The organism is Bacillus sp. EB106-06-01-XG163, from assembly GCF_058791615.1.
The window spans coordinates 158,346-177,910 of the sequence record NZ_JBYTDS010000008.1 but is presented as its reverse complement, the minus strand read 5'-3'; the positions used below and the strand labels follow the sequence as shown (position 1 = coordinate 177,910).

Below are 19,565 nucleotides of genomic sequence, written 5' to 3'. Positions count from 1 at the left end.
CGAAGTCATTACTTTCCGGTTATGTAGACATTTAATTTTAAAAACTTAAAATATGTAGATCAAGATTCATATGAAAGGAAAGTTAGATTAGAATCGAATTTTAAGTTGAGGAGGAAGATAAATTGAGTGACTATTTTTTAGATACGAGTATAACAAAAATCCAAGAGGCAAGCGAAAACAATAAATTAGTGGTATTCGTAGGTGCGGGGGTTTCAGCAAATTCAGGAATTCCAACTTGGAATGAATTAATTAAAGAATTTGCACAAGATTTGGGTGAATTTGATGTAGACAGATCTCCAGATTTATATATGAAAATTCCTCAATATTATTTTAATGAAAGAGGAGAAAAAGAATATTTCGAAAAAATGAATGAAGTTTTTTCAAAAAAGAAATATAAACCTAATCCTATACATAAGGAGATTTTTAAACTTAAACCAACTCATATTATTACAACTAACTATGATACTTTGCTGGAAGAAGCAGCTATTGAAGAAGGACAGTTTTTTCATACTGTAAAACACGATTTAGATCTTCCATATGATAATTTTAATAAAACTATTATTAAAATGCATGGCGATTTTGAAAACAGAAACATTGTACTAAAGGAAGATGACTATTTGAATTATTCTTCTAATTTCACGTTGATTGAAAGTTATATTAAAGCTTTGATTGCCACAAATACAGTTTTATTTATAGGATATTCGATAAATGATTCAAATTTCAATTTGATTTTTCAATGGGTTAAAAATATTTTAAGAAATCATTTTCAACCAGCATATCTAATTGAGAGTAGTAAGAAGTACTCACGGATGGAACATGCATACTATAAAAATCGCGGGATTAACATTTTATATTATGATGAGATAAGTAATATGCCGAATAATAATATTTTTGATATATCTAATTGGAGAGGTAATAGATTATTTGATGTATTAAGTTATTTTAATTCTTTTGATAAGATGACGAAAATGAGTGACTTAGAAATTATCTATAATAAAATTAGTTGTTTTGAAAAGTTAAATTTTATAATGCCTGAGCAAATTGTAAAGAACTTAGGGTTAAAATCAGTAGGATATGATTTATTTGGTGATAGAACTTTAACTATTCTCAATGGAGAGAATAGTTTATCAAGGGTATTTTCTAACCATGACACATATAAAGATAATTGGATTTTTCAGAAAATTATAATGATATTTAAAAAAGCAAATATACAGGGCGTGTCTAGGGAAAAACAAATAATATTCAGTATTGATAATCAAGATAATTACCTAGATAATTTGAGGGCTAAAATAATAGATCAAGATAGTTTAATAGATCCTATAGATATAAATAGTTTTACAAGCCTTATAGGGGGAGAAGATTATTTTCTCATGTTAAAACAGGCATTTGCTTATTGTGAATGTGATAAGTTTTACGATGCCTATAAATATTATAAGACGATTTCATTGAAAGCTTTTCAAGATAAGGAGTTTTTGATTTATTATATTTCGGAATTTAACAGGAAGCATGTAGGGAAGTTCTTAGTAAATGGATTTTATAATGTGAATAACAATATTGAAATGGAACTTAAAGAACTAGATCTTGAAAATATTTATGCAAATCTCCCCAATGGAGAAAGAAAGAGCATAGAATTTTTAAAAGAGCTTCAAGATTTCAATTTAATATATAAAGTACAAAATAAATTGAATAAAGAAGTGGACACATTAAAGGAAACAAAACGTACTGTGGAAAATGGAGGATTTTCTTTTAATAGCTCACTCAATAAAAATTTTCATATGATTAGCAATATTTGGCTTTTCGTAGAATCGAATTATCTATGTATAAATAAATACAAAGAGATTCAAAGCCTGTATTTAAGTTTTGTAGAAGGCATTTTTGCGAGCTACAGTACCCAATCAAATAATTCGAAGAGTTTTTTTAACAAAGTATCCTTAAATAAAATAGAAAAACTAGATCTATATGAAGTATATATAATAATAACAAAATTAAAAACTAGTGACTTTGAAAATGTTTTGGTAGAGTATAATCTTAGAGAATTAAAACTTGAGAATTCAGCTTTTGAGTATATTATGAAGGTTTTGGACAAAGTGATTGATAATATTCTAAATAATCACAATAAGAAAACAAGTGAACATTATTTTTATAATTTATTAGTACTAACTTCAAAAACAAATCTAGACTTTGAACAGGCAAATCTTATTGCAGGTAAGTTGTTATTACTCCTTAACGAAAGAATATATTTAAATGAATTTAAATATATAAATAAATTTATAGTAGCAGTAGCAAACAAAGAAATTTTAGCTCAAAGTACAGTATTGGATTATTTAGAAAAGTATTTAGAAACATACATGCGAAATAGCAGGATAATTGAATTTGATAACAATGGACTGTATAATAATTTAACTAATATATATGTAGATTACAATGAGCATCCTATAAATAAGGATATAATCTCTAGTTATGTAATTTTAATAAAGAAATCCTATGAGGAAAAAGAATATGATATTTTGTATACTGTTTTTGAAAATTTAATAGTTCCGATACTAAAGGCTATATCTGAAGAATACAAGAATATTATAATTAAGGTAATTGAAAGTTTAGTAGAAAAAATTAAAAGAAATGAAGGATTATTGCAATTTAATGAGTTAAATTTTTATTATATGATTTCAATTAACGATGTTATTACTGCGGACAAAGATATTAATAAAAAAATAGTAGAAGATACAGTTGTTAAAATTAGGAATGAAAATAAGGCTGTTAAAATACATCCGGATCCTATTGAAAGAAACCTGAATATATTAACAGATTTATATAGGAGAAATAAGCTTAAAAAAGAAGAGTTAGAAGAGTTTGTGGATGTTTTTGGTGGTTACTCAGATTATTTCGATTTAGTTTTTAATACGAAGAATCTTAAATTAACTGATATAGATTTACTTTCATATCTAAAGGAAGAAGAGGTAGAATCTTTAATGAATAATAAAGGAATGAAAGAATGTATATATAGCTTATTTGAAAAAAAACTTAGGAATCTGCCATTTGAAAAATACGAAGATATTTTTGGTAAGCTTTATGCAAAGAAATTTTAAATGATTAATAATATATTAAATTTACTATAAGCGTAAAATTAGCCCCTCTTATTATAAACCAGAGGGGTTTTTCATGAAGAATTAGAAGTGCACACCTTTTCGATTGACCGGAAGGTTTTTATATTTGTAAAGAAACCCCTATTTATATTGAAAAGAAATAACACCTGCTTTATAATACGAGATGCATTTCGGTTAACATCCATAAATGTAATCATTAGTAAATTGTTTTGTGTATGTCTCATCGGAAAGTAATCACCTCCAGCAATTTTTCATCATGAATTTCCATTATATAAACGTAATCAATCGATTGCACTTCCACATTATGCTAAGACTTTAAAATCTCTTTTGTGTTTGCCGACTCTTGCTTCATTATGAATTCCTCGACCAGATATAAAAATAACAACATTTTTACAATAATCCGGTTCAATTCTCAAAAAAAGTCCTGACAACACTGATAGGAGTGGAATGATGTCAAACCTTTTAGAAATCAGAAACATCAGCAAATCTTTTGGCCATAAAGCTGTTTTAAAGGATGTTACATTCAATGTGCCTGCCGGATCAATTGTCGGTTTTATCGGTGATAACGGCGCAGGCAAGTCAACAACATTTAAAACGATATTAGGATTAATCTCTCAGGATAGAGGTAAAGTGAAAATCTTTGGTAAAGAGAATCTGGATAAACATATAAAGTTCAAAGAAGATATTGGGGTCGTATTTGATGCGATGAATCTTCCTGCGCACCTTACGATAAAGCAGCTGAATCATGTATTTAAGAAACTATTCGGTGCTTGGGACCAAGATCATTTTTACCGGTTGGTTCATTCTTTCTCTTTGCCTATGGACAAAAAAGTGAATACACTCTCGCGCGGCATGTCAATGAAGTTATCCGTAGCTGTTGCTTTGTCGCATAATGCAAAATTATTACTCCTGGATGAAGCAACGGGAGGGCTTGATCCCTCTTCAAGAGATGATCTGTTAAATGAATTAAAAAGCTTTGTGGATAAAAGCAACGGCGGTATTTTACTTTCATCGCACATTATGACTGATGTCGAGAAGATAGCCAGCCATATCGTTATTATGAAAGATGGAGAAATTTTATTAAATGAAGAGAAAGATAAGGTTCTTGAAAGCTATACCGTTATAGACGTTGATGAAGGTCAATTGGCTGAGCTTGACGAAGAAATCGTTCTAGCAAAAAGGAATCATGGATCTTATTGGAGTGTGCTTGTATCGGATCAACAGAAGTTGCCGAATGGCGTATCGGCCAACACCATTTCCATAGAAGAAATCAGCGTCTTTTTAACGAGGAGTGAAAACATTGAGAGGTCTGTTACTGACTAACTATTACTTGGTTTATCGGAGTTTCTTTGCATACACGGGGTTGGCCATATTGGTATCAGCAGTCATTTTTTATTTTGGGGATGCTTCAATGCATCGTTTTGTTGCTATGCTGATTATTTTGTTTGTCGTTATGCCCGCACTTGAGGTTATAAAGTATGAGAGCAAGTCTGGCTATGACAGGTATGTCCTGACTTTACCGGTCAGCAGAACAAATATTGTTCAAAGTCACTATTTCTTTTATCTTTTGATTGTTGTGATCGGAGCCGTACTATCTTATGGTGTTTTCTTTGTATACAGCCTGGGATCTGATGAACCGATTGACAGCATATTTAATATTGTCTCTTTTGGAACGTTCATCGTTCTCTTTGCCGGTGCAATCGTTTATCCTCTTCTCTACATGATAGGCCCGGAAAAATCCGATGCTATCGTGATTGGAGGTGCAATGGGGGGACTTTTTGCTACCTTTGGATTGCAAAGTGTCGTTGGGTATGTAGCAGAACAAGTACCGCTGTCATTTTTGCACATAAATCCTTCTTTATATGTTCCGATTATATATCTCATGATCGGCGTTATCTTATATATCATTTCATTTTTCATTGCCACAGCTATATATCATAAAAAAGAATTTTAGCAGCGTGTGTATTGATTTTATGCTGATCAAGTTATAACAGGATAAGGTGTTGTCTTTGCATATAAAGAACTTTGTGACCTTGAGGGTTAATATTTAGATATAAAAATGGGGGGGCTTTTATGGAAGGCAACATGCTATATCATCAATATCTGGAGAAAAATTCTGGGTATTTCGAAAAACAAGAGATGGCAATGAATATGAAGGCGCTATTCCAATCGGTAAGCCTATAAGCAATTCAAGTGCTTATATAGTGGACCGATATGGAAACTTACTCCCGATAGGCATCTATGGGGAACTATATTTAGGCGGAGATGGCGTGGCAAGAGGCTATTTAAATCAGCCTGAATTAACCAAGGAGAAATTTATACAAAGCCCGTTCTTCGGGGGGAAATTATATAAAAGCGGAGACATCGCCAGATGGCGCAGAGACGGTAACATTGAATTTGCCGGCAGAGCGGATCATCAAGTCTAGATTCGGGGATTCAGAATAGAGACAGAAGAAATTGATCGAAAATTATTGAGCCATCCAAGCATTAAAGAGGCTTTGGTGTTAGCCAAAGAAAATAAACAGAGTCAGTCAACTTATTCAGACAATTTGTATAAAAATATAGTCGAAGGAGCAAAAAAGGAACCAATGTTCCAAGAGTATCTTGAAACTGAGTACTTTAGAGAAAAAGTAATTGATAAAATAAAAGCCTATACTCGATTTTTAAACAGCATTACACATAAACACAAAATTGCTGCAAATCTTCATCTTATTAAGGCAGCAGGAAATAAAGAGAAAAAAGATAATGATCAATTCCTTTTATATAATTGGGAAGACTTTACTGAGAGAGCAGTGCATTATTATAATGGATTCGGGGAACATGGTGAAATGCTTTCAAAGGGTTATTTATCAGGAAATACGGCATTAATTACTGATATATTTAAAAAAACAGAAGAACATTCATTACCTTATAAAGGAATGTAACATTTAACACAGGAGGGAATTGATTTTTTCTTCCTTCCTGTTTTATTTTTAAATAATCCTTGAGAGAATGGTGAGCTATTTTTATAAGAAGGTGAGAAAATGGATAATATATATAAATTGCTGATTATAGAAGACGATAAGGATATGGCTAAGGCGTTACAAAATTTACTTGTTAAATGGAATTTTGAGACCGTTATATGCGGAGACTTTGATAATATTTTGTCAATATATGAAAAAGAAGAGCCTCACATCATATTATTGGACATTAATATTCCTTCATTTGATGGTTTTTATTGGTGTAAGAAAATAAGAGAAATTTCAAGTGTCCCAATTATTTTTTGCTCTTCTAGAAACAGTAATATGGATATTGTCATGGCTATTAACAATGGCGGGGATGATTATATTCAAAAACCATTTGACAGCCATGTATTGGTGGCGAAATTACAAGCAATTATAAGAAGAACTTATGAGTACATAACAGCAGAATCTCATCTAATCGAATCTAATAATGTGATATTAAACCTTAACGATGCAAAAATATATTTCCAAGATCAGAGTTTAGAGCTTACAAAGAATGAATTTAAAATTCTAAAAACGTTAATGGAAAACAAAGGAAAAGTTGTTTCGCGGGATAATTTAATGAGACAGCTTTGGAATGATGATATTTACGTAAACGAAAATACGTTGACAGTAAATATAAATAGATTAAGGAATAGATTAGAGGGGATTAATGTTGATGACTTTATTTTGACAAAAAAAGGAATGGGATATATAATTCAATGAAATTAATTGATTATGTGAAAAATCATATATTATGGATTTTATGCAGTGCACTTATTCTGGTTGTAATCAATGGGATTTTGTTTGCGAGTACCTCTATTCATCAAGGTTATATAGACATTTTTTATATGGATTTGTTGATTGTCTTTATTCTGCTGATCAACATTTTCTATGGATTCATCAAGGCAAAAAAGAAATACGAAGTTGTGTTTAATAGTTCTATCGAAACTTTAGAAAGAAACAAAGTTAGAAATGATTATTTTATAGATATGCTTATAAAAGTCTCCAAAAAGCAACAAAATAAATTTTTGAAAGCAGAAGAAGATTATAAAAACGGTATTAACGAAATTCAAGACTATACTACTCAATGGGTTCATGACATAAAAGTTAATATAGCTGTGTGTGAACTGCTGCTGGATGAGATTAACTTAGAAAGCAGCAGAGAGCTGCGTAATCAAATTGAACAAATTAAATTTAGGATTAATCACATTTTACATGTGACAAGAGCTAATCACTACGATCAAGACATTTTAACGGGAGTAGTAGATGTATGTCATATTTTAAGAAGTGCAATAAAAGAAAATGCTCTTTTTTTTATTAATAAAAACATTGAGATTGAGACTAATTTAAAACCATTTAGTGTTATCAGTGATGAACGTTGGATCTATTATATTTTTGGTCAAATTCTTAATAATAGCAGTAAATATACACCTGAGGGGGGAACGCTGACTATTACAACTAAAGAAGATAAACAAGCCTATTATATAGTTATTAAAGATAATGGAATTGGCATTTCAAAAGAGGATTTATCTAGGATATTCAATAAAGGCTTTTCAGGTAAAAATGGTAGGGTAGGAACGAAATCTACAGGGATGGGTTTATATTATGCTAAAAAAATGGCTGATAAACTAAGTATAGGAATTAAGGTAGACAGCGTAGAGGGTGAATATACTGAATTTCACATTATATTTTATAAACTATCCGATTATTATAAAGTGGCAAATGAGGCAATAAATAATTAGTTAAAAACAGGGGGTAATCTAATGAGAAGAAAAGCTAAAATATTTTGTATTCCATTTGCAGGGGGTCATCGATAGTTTATTCTAAGTGGAAAAAATTCATGGATCCACTTGTTGAGGTAAATGAAGTAGAGTTGGCTGGCAGGGGAAGAAGATTGAATGACCCTCAATAGACAATATGGAAGAAATGGTTGAGGATATATATAATTCTATTAAGAATAATATAACTGAACCTTTTGCTATTTTCGAACATAGTATGCGTGGACTGCTTACATATGAGCTTTGTCACAAACTTCAAAATGAAGGAAATCCTGCCCTCGTGCATATTTGTCTCCGTTGAAAAGCTCCTCAATTGAGAAGAAAACAACTAATACACAGCTTGCCAAAACATGAATTTATTTCTGAGATTTTAAAATTAGATGGTACAGATAATTTATTTTTAAGAACAAGGAGTTAGAAGATATTTTCTTGCCGATTTTGAGAACTGAGTTTAAGTCAATAGAAACCTATGAATTTAATCCTAAAAACAATTTACTGGACTCCAATTTTTCTGTTTTTTATGGAGTAGACGATAAGACTGTTGATTTTGAAGAATTATCTTTTTGGAGAAAAGTAACCCGAAAGAGATGTTAAATTTTCGTATTAATAAGATGATATTTCTTATAAATGAATATACCGAACAAGTAGTAAAAAATCAATGAGACGTTAAATGCATTAAAAAATAATGAATCAGAAAGTAACAGTGTTTAGTTATTATGAGTTGATTAAAAAAGGTTTATGACCTATGGGTTCCTCTAATTTATTTAACCTTGGAAACATAGTTCATGTTTACTTTGGAAATGATTAAAGTCGTCAATTCGTTGGGTATAATTCTGTCTGCATTTTTATCAGTATATTTTGAAAAAAAGGAACAAACAGACTAATCACTCAGTAAGTAAATTCGATTGGTAATACAAGGTGAAAAACAATCCGCCTTGTTATATAAGGAGCGGTGCCGCTCCTTATATCTGCTTAAAAACCTCACATGCTGAATATCCATGGTTTTGTACAAAAGTCCTCTAACCCATCACCCCAACCTAACATGAATGTCACATTCACTTTTAGAAATGTAACCTAAATCGATAGTAGCGTTTTTTGCTCTAAATTATAATACAACTATAAGAATCAATGTCCTACACATGATCAGATTTTATGGGGGTTTATAGATGAATAAGATCGTAGAGGTATCAAATGTAATAAAGGAGTATGGTGAAATTGGCAGTACCTTTCGAGCGCTTAAAGAGGTAAGCTTAAATATCAACAAAGGTGAATTTGTTGGGATAATGGGCCCTTCAGGCTCAGGTAAGACAACATTGTTAAATATTATGTCCACTATTGACAAAGCTACTTTAGGAGAAGTTTTAATCGATGGTAAAAGAATAGATGATTACAAGGATGAGGACCTTGCAAAATTCAGGAGAGACACAATCGGATTTGTCTTCCAAGCTTTTAATTTATTAGACAATATGACAATTAGAGATAACATTGCTCTGCCTCTTGCACTAAACAATGTAAAACACAAAATCATCCTAAAAAAAATTGATGAACTAACTGAGCTCTTAGGAATTTCAAATCAGTTAGATAAGTATCCATATGAATTGTCAGGCGGTCAAAAGCAAAGAGTAGCTATTTGTCGTGCGTTAATTACCTCTCCAAAGGTTATTTTTGCAGACGAACCAACAGGGGCCCTTGACTCTAAGTCATCCTCAGAGGTTCTAGAATGTTTTAAAAATATTAACAAAACCATAGGAACAACCATCATCATGGTAACCCATGATGCAAACGCAGCAAGTTATTGTAATAGGGTTATGTTCTTAAAGGACGGTAAATTACACGGAAGACTAGACAGCAGCGGAGATAAAAAGGAATTATTTAAGAAAGTGTTAAACATGCTTGCCGTAATGGGAGGATCGGAAAATGAACTCCTTTAAAATTGCGTTTAAGCTTTTGAAGAACAATTTAAAAATATATGGATTATATTTTGTGGTTTTAGTTGTAACTGTGGCAACTTACTACAATTTTACTGCTATACAGTACAATGAAGTGTTTGTCCAATTAACTGAAAGATTTCAATCAGCTGTAGTGGCAAGTGCAACATCTGGCTTTGTTCTAATTTGCACAGTGGTCTTTTTTATGTGGCATGCCAATGGATTCTTTTTAAAGCAACGTCAAAAAGAAACCGGGTTATACATGCTAATGGGAATAAGTACGTCTAAAATTGGAAGAGTATTCGCAATTGAAAGTATTCTAATAGGCAGTTTGTCTCTATTAATGGGTTTATTGATCGGGATATTATTCTCGAAATTGTTCTTAATGTTATTAAGTAAGTCCATGACACTGGGTGGTGAAATTCCTTTTAGTATATCTGCACAAGCCATCATTCAGCTTATTATTGTGTTCGGGATCATCTTTGTAATGCTGGGAATGAAAAACTATAGAGTTGTGAAAAAAACACAACTAATTAATATGTTGAATGCTTCGAAAGCAAAGCCCTCACCTCCAAAATATAATTATACAAAGGGTTTTACAGGTTTAGTATTAATTGTTGCAGGCTATATAGTTGCACTAAACTTTAAGCAATGGGATTTGGATTTATTGCTTTCTGCGATGGGAATCTTGATTTTGGTCAGCACGGGGACTTATCTGTTTTTTGGAAGTTCTCTGACTATAATTTTAGGGAAGTTAACAAATTCAAAAAAAATTATTTATAAAGATGTAAGGTTAGTCAGTATAAGCAATACTTTCTTTAGACAAAAAGTTAATTATAGAAGTTTAGCGATGACGGCTATTTTAACAGCAGCTACCGTAACTGCATTCAATGTAAGCATTTCGTTCAAACAGTTTGAAGCAAATTATGACATCACAGCCTCCCCATACAGTTTAAGTTTTGAAAGCAATTCTGAAGATGTCAAAGATAAAGTCAAAGAAGTGATTCGAGAGTCAAAGCATGACTTAATCGGAATCAATAAGATTCACTTTTTTATTGGTAATGTCCAATACGACGATAATAAGCAAAATATTGATCCGAATAACAAAGCTATTATCACTAGTTACTCACAAATAAAGAAAACATTAATATTTTTGGATTATAGTAATAAAGCAAGTATTTTGAATCAAATTAAACCAGAAATTCATGAAATTTCTTTTATTCTAAATGCTGATTCGATAGCTTCACCTATTTATGTTGATGGTAATAAAGTGAGCATTAATAATAATAATTTCCTAGTTTCTAAACATACACAGCTCCCTTTTACAGGGAAAATTAAAAAATATGGTGACAAAAACATTTATGTTTTAAATGACAATGATTATAAAGAATTAAGAAAGAAAAACCAAGAGATTGTATTAAATGGTGTGCGAATTACAGATGAAAAAGAAAGTAGGGAAGTGGTTAATAGAATCAAGGAAGTTGTACCAGGTGGAGATTTGAATGTAAATGGAAAAAATCAAAGCTTTACATGGGAGTATTATGCTTTAGGTCAATTTTTCTTTTTAGGCCTGATTATGTCCCTAGTATTCATACTAGCGACCTTTAGTACAATTTACTTTAAAATTTTAAGTGATGCATTCACTGATAGGGAACAATATTCAATGTTGAAAAAAATTGGTATGAGTAAAAAGGAAGTGCAGAGGTCTGTCTATCTGCAAGTTGGAATTGCATTTTTACTGCCTGTGATTGTGGGGGCCCTTCATAGCATTGTAGCAATGAATATGCTGGAACAGATTATGAATGTAAAATTCACCATTCCAATTCTATGCGGCATCGGATTATTTGTTTTTATAATGGTTGCTTTTTATATAGGACTCTGTAAAAACTATACCAAATTGGTATATGAAGAGCAGTAAAAAAATGAGAAGGATTGTCCAGTAAATTTATAAAGAGAGAGGAGATTTCATATGTCATGGTTAACTAAATGGTCCTTTGCTAATAAAGCTGCTATTACGTTAACATCCATTATTATAATAGCCTGGGGAGTAGTCAGTTATCTTCGTATATTAGTGAAGAAATCAGAGTCGGTCAATCTTGTTTCACAAAGCTTAGCAGTTGTTGTGATTGGCGGTTTGGCAGTAGCAACCATGCTTACCTTAATAGTGATACCATGCGTATATGAAATATTTAATTTTAAAAAATCAAAAATGCAAAAGCGTGAAAAAACATTGAAAGATGATATAATAATTTAAATAAATTTATTGATGTTTTTGGAACAGGGATCAGAACACTTTTCGAAGTCAGCTGTCGGTGATATGACCGGCGGCTGGTTATTTAGTTAGACGTCTATAAGGAAGCGCTGCAGCACGATCCTTTGTTGAGACATACGGCCGCAGAAGCGGCCGCCCATTACGGACAGGGGCTCACGAAGCTTGCGAGAACTGGTTATGACGCCATTCCTGATTTGGTGCTGTCCATTGAGTATAAAAACGGATCTCTGCGTGATGTCGGCCAAAGCAGGCAATACGGATCTGGGGATACAGACTGGCTTTCTGAATGGAAACGGGAGCTGGGTGTGCGTATATAAAATGAGAAAAAAGCTGACAAATGATGCCGTCAGCTTTTCTTTATGCGTTTACTTAAAACTCCTCATACTCCGCCGGATCTTGGCCGTTTATGCGTCCGTCGGGGCGGGTAAGCGAGTCGATGATGTTCATGTCGTTTTCATCAAGGGAGAAATCAAAAACGGAGATGTTTTCAAGCTGGCGCTCGGGCGATGCTGATTTTGGAATCGGGATGGCGCCCAGCTGGATATGCCAGCGTAAAATGACTTGAGAAATGGTTTTGCCGTATTTGTCCGCAATCTGTCCGAGTTTTTGATCGTTCAATACTTCGCCGGCCCGGGATAACGGACTCCATGATTCTGTCACGATGCCCTGTTCTTCGTGCCATTGGCGCTGCTGCTGCTGATTAAAAGCGGGATGCAGTTCAATTTGGTTGATGCCTGGCTTTACGCCGGTTTCACGTTCGAGCCGTTCGATATGCTCAGGCAGGAAATTGCAGACGCCGATGGATCGGATCAGGCCCCATTTTTTCGCATCAATCAGTGCCTGCCATGCTTCCGTGTAGCGGTCTTGTTTCGGATTCGGCCAATGGACGAGATACAGGTCATAGTAGTCCAGACCGGCGCGGTATAAAGATTCTTGGATGGTTTGTACAGCTTTGTCATAGTCATGGTAGCGCCCGGGCAGCTTGGACGTCACGTATAGCTGTTCTCTCGGAACAGAGCTTCTGCGGATGGCTTCTCCGACCGTCCCTTCATTTTCATAGTTATAAGCGGTGTCAATCAGACGGTAGCCGATATCAATGGCGCTGGTAATGGCATGAACGCCGTTGTTTCCATTAAGAGCGTATGTACCGAAGCCGATCGCGGGAATGCTTGTCCCATCCAGCAGTTTCTTTTGCGGAATTGCTCCAGTCATCATTAAATCCCTCCTTGTTTTCTACTTTACCATTATTTTTACAAATGAAACATAATAGTGGAAGGAAATGAGATGATCCGCACATGAAAAAAGCTGACGGAGAACCGCCAGCTTTAAATTTGAAACATCCATGCTACGACGGGGCCGAAGACCGACCCTAACACGGCGCAGAGCGTCATGGAAACAGAGCTCATGGAGACCGTTAATTCTCCGTACTCCATTGCTTTTGAGGTGCCGAGCGCATGAGAAGCGCTCCCGAATGCAATTCCTTTCCCGAGTGAGCTGCGGATGCGGATCCACTTGAGAAGCAGCGGTCCTAAGATAACGCCGGAAAACCCTGCGATCATGACGAACACGACTGTCATGGAAGGGACACCGCCGATACCGGACGCAATCTGTATGGCGACAGGCGTCGTAATTGATTTTGGGATAATTGACAAAATCAAACTCCGGCTGATGCCGAACAGCTCTGCAAATAGCAGGCCGCTGACCATTCCGGAGAATAAACCGGCCAACACGCCGCCGATGATCGGAAACATATACTTGATTAATACCCGGCGCTGCTTATAAAGCGGGTATGCCAAAGCCACCACGGCGGGTCCGAGCAGTGAATTGATCCATTGGCCGCCGATCATATAGTCTTTATACGAAATATGAAAAACAAGCAGCACGGCGATAATGAAAATCGTAGTCGTCAAAACCGGTATGAGAAAGGGATATGGAAAGCGCACATATAACTTCACCATAGCCAGATAGGCGGCGGCCGTGAACAAAATTATAAGGATTGCGATACATGCTTGCTGCACTTCTTTTTCTCCTTTCTCTGATTGGCTTTGTGCTCTAACAGCTGGCTGGCGTACCCTGCGGCGATCATTGTGACGATGGTGCTCAGCACGATGATCAGAAACAGAGCAGCCCCGCTGGCGGAAAACAGTGACGGGTAATTGATGACGCCCGTCATGGCCGGAATGAATAACAGCGGAAGAAAAGACAGCAAAAATCCGGCTCCGTCTTCAATCATTTTGACGGGAATGATCTTAACCGATAAACATATGATGAGCAGGATCAAACCGATGATGCTTCCGGGAATGGGCAGGTGAAAGAACTGCTGAACGGCTCCCCCGATAAAGGAAAATGCGAATAAAATAATGATTTGCAAGATGATGCGTATGACTTTCACGACAATGCTGTTCTTTGGAGAAGAGCAGCTTCCCCCTTTCTTGATGCTTCGATATGTTTCTTTACTTTTTGTGCATATATTTGTACTATACAAATATATGTATGCAAAATCTTTCTATATGTTTTCTTAGTAAATGTGCATATGTTTGTATTATACAACTAATATTGCTGTTGTCAATTGTAAGGAGTGAGGCTGTTGTCAAAACAAGATCCGATTGAATTAATTGAATATGAGCTCACCACTTTTATCAGGAGAGCTGTTTATCTTGATAACTCCGACCGTAAAATCGGACATCTGGAAAGGGCTGCGTATTTGTTATTACGGCAGCTGGATGAATTCGGACCGGCGCGTGTAAAGGAATTAGCCGAATCTTTTAAGCTGGATATTTCCACATTGTCACGCCAGGCCGCGGCCTTGGAGTCGAAAGAGCTGATCCAGCGTTTTTCCGATCCTTCTGACGGGCGGGTCAGTCTGTTTGCGATTACGAAGCTTGGCAAACAGAGGTTAAAAACTGATAAAAAGATGCGTCTTGATCGATACCGACATATGCTTGACGATTGGTCAGGCGATGAAAAAGAAATGTTCGGCCGGCTTTTGCTGCGGCTGAATGAGGCATTTATCGATTAATGCATGATTTTTGCCGGTTAAGCAGGATTATGGCGTATACAAGGGAGAATGGAAGAGAGTAAGACTTTACGCCATTCTGCTTAGCAAAAATAATATTGAATAGGGGGCGGAACATGTTTCTCCAGGGACATCCTGTTTCTCGGAGGCTGCAGCATTTATTATCTCAATATTCATAATTCAACAAAAATGAAAGCGCTTTATTTTTAGTTTGTTGATTTAGGGTGCAAGGTGTTTACCTGAAAAAAACAATTGTATTTTCCACGGAAATTTATTATGATGAAATAAGGAAATTGGAGATTATATAACAATAGAAAGATAGAATATTTCTAATATTGCGGGAAATGAAGAGTGAGTTAGGTTCAACAGGTGCACCTTCTGCTTCATTATTTCACATATATCAGAGCTGTTAAGAGGAGGAAGCGAAGTGGCAAACAAAGAATTAAAGAGAGGCTTAGGCGCGCGTCATATACAGATGATTGCGCTGGGCGGCACGATCGGTGTCGGTTTATTCATGGGGTCATCCAGCACGATCGGATGGACCGGGCCGTCTGTCCTGCTGGCTTATGCGATCTCGGGTATCTTTATCTTTTTTATCATGCGTGCGATGGGCGAAATGCTCTATGTAGAGCCGAGTACAGGGTCGTTTGCGACGTTCGGCCATAAGTATATACATCCGTTAGCCGGCTATATGACGGCGTGGAGCAACTGGTTTCAATGGGTGATCGTCGGGATGTCTGAAATTATCGCCGTCGGTTCGTATATGAAATATTGGTTTCCTGATCTGCCGGCATGGATTCCCGGCATTATCGCCATGGCCATTCTCGGTGCGGCGAATTTAATTTCGGTAAAATCTTTCGGTGAGTTTGAATTTTGGTTTGCCATGATCAAAATCGTCACCATTATTCTGATGATTGTGGCCGGAATCGGAATTATTTTCTTCGGTTTCGGTAACGGAGGGCATGCGATCGGATTATCTAATTTATGGTCGCACGGCGGTTTCTTTACGAATGGTTTTTCAGGATTTTTCTTTGCCTTGTCTTTGGTCGTTGCGGCCTATCAAGGGGTCGAACTGATCGGGATTACGGCAGGGGAAGCGAAGGACCCGCAAAAAACGCTGCGAAGCGCGATTCAGAGTATTATTTGGCGGATTTTAATTTTCTACATCGGTGCGATTTTCGTAATCGTTACCGTATATCCGTGGAATGAGCTTCACTCACTCGGCAGTCCGTTTGTTTCGACATTTGCGAAAGTCGGGATTACGGCGGCGGCCGGTTTGATTAACTTTGTTGTGATTACCGCTGCGATGTCCGGATGCAACAGCGGGATATTCAGTGCGGGACGCATGCTTTATACATTGGGCGTGAACGGACAGGCCCCGAAATTCTTTAAGAAAGTTTCTTCGAGCGGTGTGCCGATATTCGGTACGTTTGCCGTATTAATCGGACTTGTGATCGGTGTCGTGCTGAACTACATCGCGCCTCCGAAAATCTTTGTCTATGTGTACAGCGCGAGTGTGCTGCCGGGAATGATTCCGTGGTTCGTCATTTTAATCAGCCATCTCGGTTTCAGAAGAGCGAAGGGCGCTGAGCTTGATAAGCATCCGTTTAAGATGCCTTTTGCGCCGTTTACAAACTATTTGACGATCGCTTTCTTACTCATGGTGTTGATCGGCATGTGGTTTAACAAAGATACGCGGATTTCTTTGGTTGTCGGGGTGATTTTCCTGGCGATTGTGACGGTCAGCTATTATGCGTTCGGTATCGGCAAGCGCATGCCTGGTGAAAAATCGAAAATAGAAGACGCTGTATAATTCAAAAAGACACCTCTCTTACAGGGGTGTCTTTTTCGGCTTGTCCGCGAGTGGTATACTGGTTAAAAAAAGCAGAACCGGGGGAAACATCGATGAGTCATTACCGTACGTTATTATTTGATATAGACAATACGCTGCTGGATTTTACCGCTTCAGAAACCGATGCTCTTCAAAAATTGTTTCAAGGTTCAAAGCTGGAGCTGATGGCAGAGGTGGAAGCCCGTTATAAAGCGTTAAATCAAGGGCTGTGGAAGGCATTTGAAGAGGGGGAAATGACCCGCGATGAAGTGGTGAATACACGGTTTGCCCTTTTGTTTAAAGAATACGGCCTCGAAGCCGACGGCGTGCTGATGAATCAGGCGTACCGCCAATACTTAGAAGAAGGGCACCAGATGATAGACGGAGCTTATGAGCTGATTGAACGGCTGAGTCCTTTATTTGATTTATACATCGTGACGAACGGCGTCTCAAGATCACAATATAAGCGGCTGGGCGACTCCGGTCTGTATCCGTTCTTTAAAGATGTGTTTGTATCTGAGGACACGGGTTTTCAAAAGCCGATGAAGGAATACTTTGATTACGTGTTTGCGAGAATTCCCGGTTTTTCTGCCGAGGGCGGACTTATTATCGGCGATTCACTGAGCGCGGACATAAAAGGCGGTCAGATGGCGGGAATTGATACGTGCTGGTTTAATCCCGGAAAGAAAGCAAATGAATCCGGAATCATCCCGACGTACGAGATTCATTCGCTTGATGAGCTGTATGATGTGCTGAACGTGGAGCGGAAAGCCGCCGCTCATTTGTAAGGAGAATTCGATGAAGATTGCACATACGAAGTTACTGATCAGGGGTTTTGCATTACTATCAATCTTTCATGCGATTCTTCAGCTTCCTCCCGGCCGGGGGGAGCTGAAGGTTTTTTTGTCTGTGCTCGTGATTATGCTGACGGCTAATGACTGCCTGCGGCCGCTATATATGAAGAGAAGGCCGGCTGTATATCAAGTCTCTTTTCTCCTGAGCAGCGTTATCGCGGGAGTTCTTTTGTACAATGTCTATAGTGTGGGGGCACAGGCCGTAATGGTGCTTTTATTGGCGGAGGTGCTTATTACTGATAAGCAGATTTCGGCTGTTTTGTTAACGATGAATGCCGCCGCATTTGCCGCAGCTTTATACGCCGGCGGAGCGGGTGTCAGTGATATCGTGCCGCCATACTTCATCATGTTTGCGGTGATTTATTTATATCGGAAAAACCTGCAGGAGAAGTCGAAGGTTGAATTGCTGAACCGAGAGCTGAAGATCGCTAATGACACACTGAAGGAATATTCAGACCGGATTGAGGAACTGGCCGTTACGAAAGAAAGAACTAGAATTGCGCAGGAGCTGCATGATTCTCTCGGTCATTATCTGGCTGCTCTGAAAATGAATTTGGAATTTGCCGGGAAGACAGCCGGGCATCAGCCGGACAAAGTGAAGCAGATCATTCATAAGGCGCATGATCTTACGAAAGAATCCATTTTAAAGCTTCGCCAGGCCGTTATGCTGCTGCAGGGCTCTTTGCCGGGGCGGGGATTTGAGCAAGAGCTCCGTGACATTTTCAGCCATTTTCAAGAGGCGGGAGGCATACGCTTCGAGCTGGAGACGGACGCGGCCATAGAAGCGGAACAGCCGGATGTGAAGCAATGTCTTTATCAATCCGTTCAGGAAACGATTACGAATGCGATAAAACATGGGCATGCTTCATATGTTTCTGTCCGGATTCAAAAAAACCGAAACATGATATTGGCGCATATTCATAATAACGGCTCAGCCTGCGGAACGATCATAAAATCAAATGGTCTGAAAGGAATTGAGAAAAGAGCAGCCGCACTTGGCGGAGAGGCTGTTTTCTCGTCTGGGAAGAAAATGGGTTTTGACGTGAAAATAAGGATTCCATGCAAGGAGGAATAATCAAGTGAATGTCATGATTGCAGACGACCAGTCCATTGTGAGAGAGGGGCTGAAAATGATTCTGAGTCTTCATGAAGGAATTCAAATATCGGGAGAGGCTTCTTGCGGCGAAGAGGTTCTCCGGCTGCTTTCTCAAACCGAAACCGATGTGATTTTGATGGATATCAGAATGCCCGGTATGGACGGAATCGAAACGACAAAAGCGGTAAAAGCGCGATATCCGTCCGTAAAAGTCATCATTCTGACAACGTTTGAGGATGATCACTATATTTTTGCCGGGCTGAAAAGCGGAGCCGACGGCTATCTCTTGAAGGATGCTGATTCAGATGAAATGATCGCCTCCCTTCAAGCCGTTTATGAAGGCAAGATGATGCTGAATCCCAAAATCACGGTTTCCGTTGTAAAAGCGCTGAACAATATGGAGATCCCTGCGGTGCAGGAAGAGCCGCGGACAAAGCTGAAGGAGATTCTCACGCCGAGAGAGCTTGATGTGGCGAAACACATTATGGAAGGCAAAAGCAATAAACGCATTGCCGCAGACTTATTTCTAACTGAAGGCACTGTGAAAAACTATGTATCCAGAATCCTCGATAAACTTGAAGTGTCAAACAGAACCGAGCTTACCTTATATTTGCAAAAATTGCTATAACCCCGCTTCACCCTCCTCTCTCCCTTTTTATCACTAAACATATGACGAAAGTAATACCCATATCGAGTACGAAA

Annotated in this window: 19 protein-coding genes and 1 pseudogene; 17 read left to right on the top strand and 3 right to left on the bottom strand. The window is 37.2% G+C overall.

What is annotated here, in order from left to right; all coding sequences use genetic code 11:
* Nucleotides 1-122 precede the first annotated feature (122 nt).
* From AC3WTF_RS11935 to AC3WTF_RS11880, 12 genes and pseudogenes are all read left to right on the top strand, one after another.
* Nucleotides 123-3,086, top strand: a complete 2,964-nt coding sequence (locus tag AC3WTF_RS11935; protein ID WP_129004011.1) for an SIR2 family protein — start codon at nucleotides 123-125, stop codon at nucleotides 3,084-3,086.
* A gap of 468 nt (nucleotides 3,087-3,554) precedes the next feature.
* On the top strand, nucleotides 3,555-4,427 hold the full coding sequence (locus AC3WTF_RS11930; protein WP_129004013.1) for an ABC transporter ATP-binding protein: 873 nt from the start codon (nucleotides 3,555-3,557) through the stop codon (nucleotides 4,425-4,427).
* Nucleotides 4,405-5,058: an ABC-2 transporter permease gene (locus AC3WTF_RS11925; protein ID WP_020955243.1), complete on the top strand. Its 654-nt coding sequence runs from the start codon at nucleotides 4,405-4,407 to the stop codon at nucleotides 5,056-5,058. The genes AC3WTF_RS11930 and AC3WTF_RS11925 overlap by 23 nt, the downstream gene beginning before the upstream one ends.
* A 136-nt stretch (nucleotides 5,059-5,194) precedes the next feature.
* On the top strand, nucleotides 5,195-5,530 hold the full coding sequence (locus tag AC3WTF_RS11920; RefSeq protein ID WP_129004015.1) for an AMP-binding protein: 336 nt from the start codon (nucleotides 5,195-5,197) through the stop codon (nucleotides 5,528-5,530).
* Between the two features lie 75 nt (nucleotides 5,531-5,605).
* A complete protein-coding gene (locus AC3WTF_RS11915; RefSeq protein ID WP_129004017.1) occupies nucleotides 5,606-6,028 on the top strand; it encodes a hypothetical protein in 423 nt (140 codons plus the stop codon).
* 99 nt (nucleotides 6,029-6,127) lie between these two features.
* Nucleotides 6,128-6,811: a response regulator transcription factor gene (locus AC3WTF_RS11910; protein ID WP_007408971.1), complete on the top strand. Its 684-nt coding sequence runs from the start codon at nucleotides 6,128-6,130 to the stop codon at nucleotides 6,809-6,811.
* Complete coding sequence (locus AC3WTF_RS11905) at nucleotides 6,808-7,830, top strand: sensor histidine kinase (RefSeq protein WP_129004019.1); 1,023 nt, start codon at nucleotides 6,808-6,810, stop codon at nucleotides 7,828-7,830. Before AC3WTF_RS11910 ends, AC3WTF_RS11905 begins: the two co-directional genes overlap by 4 nt.
* A gap of 175 nt (nucleotides 7,831-8,005) precedes the next feature.
* Nucleotides 8,006-8,167 (top strand): thioesterase domain-containing protein, encoded by a 162-nt coding sequence (locus tag AC3WTF_RS11900; RefSeq protein ID WP_129004022.1) that lies wholly within the window; start codon nucleotides 8,006-8,008, stop codon nucleotides 8,165-8,167.
* An 865-nt stretch (nucleotides 8,168-9,032) separates the two neighbouring features.
* Nucleotides 9,033-9,797, top strand: a complete 765-nt coding sequence (locus AC3WTF_RS11895) for an ABC transporter ATP-binding protein (RefSeq protein ID WP_011996231.1) — start codon at nucleotides 9,033-9,035, stop codon at nucleotides 9,795-9,797.
* Complete coding sequence (locus AC3WTF_RS11890; protein WP_129004023.1) at nucleotides 9,784-11,712, top strand: FtsX-like permease family protein; 1,929 nt, start codon at nucleotides 9,784-9,786, stop codon at nucleotides 11,710-11,712. Before AC3WTF_RS11895 ends, AC3WTF_RS11890 begins: the two co-directional genes overlap by 14 nt.
* Nucleotides 11,713-11,763: 51 nt before the next feature.
* Entirely contained in the window at nucleotides 11,764-12,048 is a 285-nt protein-coding gene (locus AC3WTF_RS11885) for a hypothetical protein (protein ID WP_205649984.1), read from the top strand.
* 86 nt (nucleotides 12,049-12,134) lie between these two features.
* A pseudogene (locus AC3WTF_RS11880) lies at nucleotides 12,135-12,383 on the top strand (DUF4885 family protein); the annotation flags it as partial.
* A 52-nt stretch (nucleotides 12,384-12,435) separates the two neighbouring features.
* On the opposite strand, the gene AC3WTF_RS11875 reads toward AC3WTF_RS11880, so the two are convergent.
* From AC3WTF_RS11875 to AC3WTF_RS11865, 3 genes are all read right to left on the bottom strand, one after another.
* Nucleotides 12,436-13,281 carry an aldo/keto reductase gene (locus AC3WTF_RS11875; RefSeq protein ID WP_014416784.1) on the bottom strand — a complete coding sequence of 282 codons (846 nt, stop codon included), beginning with the start codon at nucleotides 13,279-13,281 and terminating at the stop codon, nucleotides 12,436-12,438.
* 110 nt (nucleotides 13,282-13,391) lie between these two features.
* Nucleotides 13,392-14,084 (bottom strand): LrgB family protein, encoded by a 693-nt coding sequence (locus AC3WTF_RS11870; RefSeq protein WP_007408978.1) that lies wholly within the window; start codon nucleotides 14,082-14,084, stop codon nucleotides 13,392-13,394.
* A complete protein-coding gene (locus AC3WTF_RS11865; RefSeq protein WP_003156751.1) occupies nucleotides 14,054-14,458 on the bottom strand; it encodes a CidA/LrgA family holin-like protein in 405 nt (134 codons plus the stop codon). The genes AC3WTF_RS11870 and AC3WTF_RS11865 overlap by 31 nt, the downstream gene beginning before the upstream one ends.
* A 195-nt stretch (nucleotides 14,459-14,653) precedes the next feature.
* Here AC3WTF_RS11865 and AC3WTF_RS11860 point away from each other — a divergent pair, with 195 nt between their 5' ends.
* From AC3WTF_RS11860 to AC3WTF_RS11840, 5 genes are all read left to right on the top strand, one after another.
* The gene (locus tag AC3WTF_RS11860) at nucleotides 14,654-15,085 is read left to right on the top strand and encodes a MarR family winged helix-turn-helix transcriptional regulator (protein ID WP_095284747.1); all 432 of its coding nucleotides are present in this window, start codon (nucleotides 14,654-14,656) and stop codon (nucleotides 15,083-15,085) included.
* Nucleotides 15,086-15,509: 424 nt separating this feature from the next.
* On the top strand, nucleotides 15,510-16,895 hold the full coding sequence (locus tag AC3WTF_RS11855) for an amino acid permease (RefSeq protein WP_015416703.1): 1,386 nt from the start codon (nucleotides 15,510-15,512) through the stop codon (nucleotides 16,893-16,895).
* A gap of 92 nt (nucleotides 16,896-16,987) precedes the next feature.
* Complete coding sequence (locus AC3WTF_RS11850; RefSeq protein WP_129004027.1) at nucleotides 16,988-17,701, top strand: YjjG family noncanonical pyrimidine nucleotidase; 714 nt, start codon at nucleotides 16,988-16,990, stop codon at nucleotides 17,699-17,701.
* Nucleotides 17,702-17,711: 10 nt separating this feature from the next.
* On the top strand, nucleotides 17,712-18,842 hold the full coding sequence (locus AC3WTF_RS11845; protein ID WP_020955250.1) for a sensor histidine kinase: 1,131 nt from the start codon (nucleotides 17,712-17,714) through the stop codon (nucleotides 18,840-18,842).
* 4 nt (nucleotides 18,843-18,846) lie between these two features.
* Nucleotides 18,847-19,491, top strand: a complete 645-nt coding sequence (locus AC3WTF_RS11840) for a response regulator (RefSeq protein WP_020955251.1) — start codon at nucleotides 18,847-18,849, stop codon at nucleotides 19,489-19,491.
* The last annotated feature ends 74 nt before the right edge of the window (nucleotides 19,492-19,565 follow it).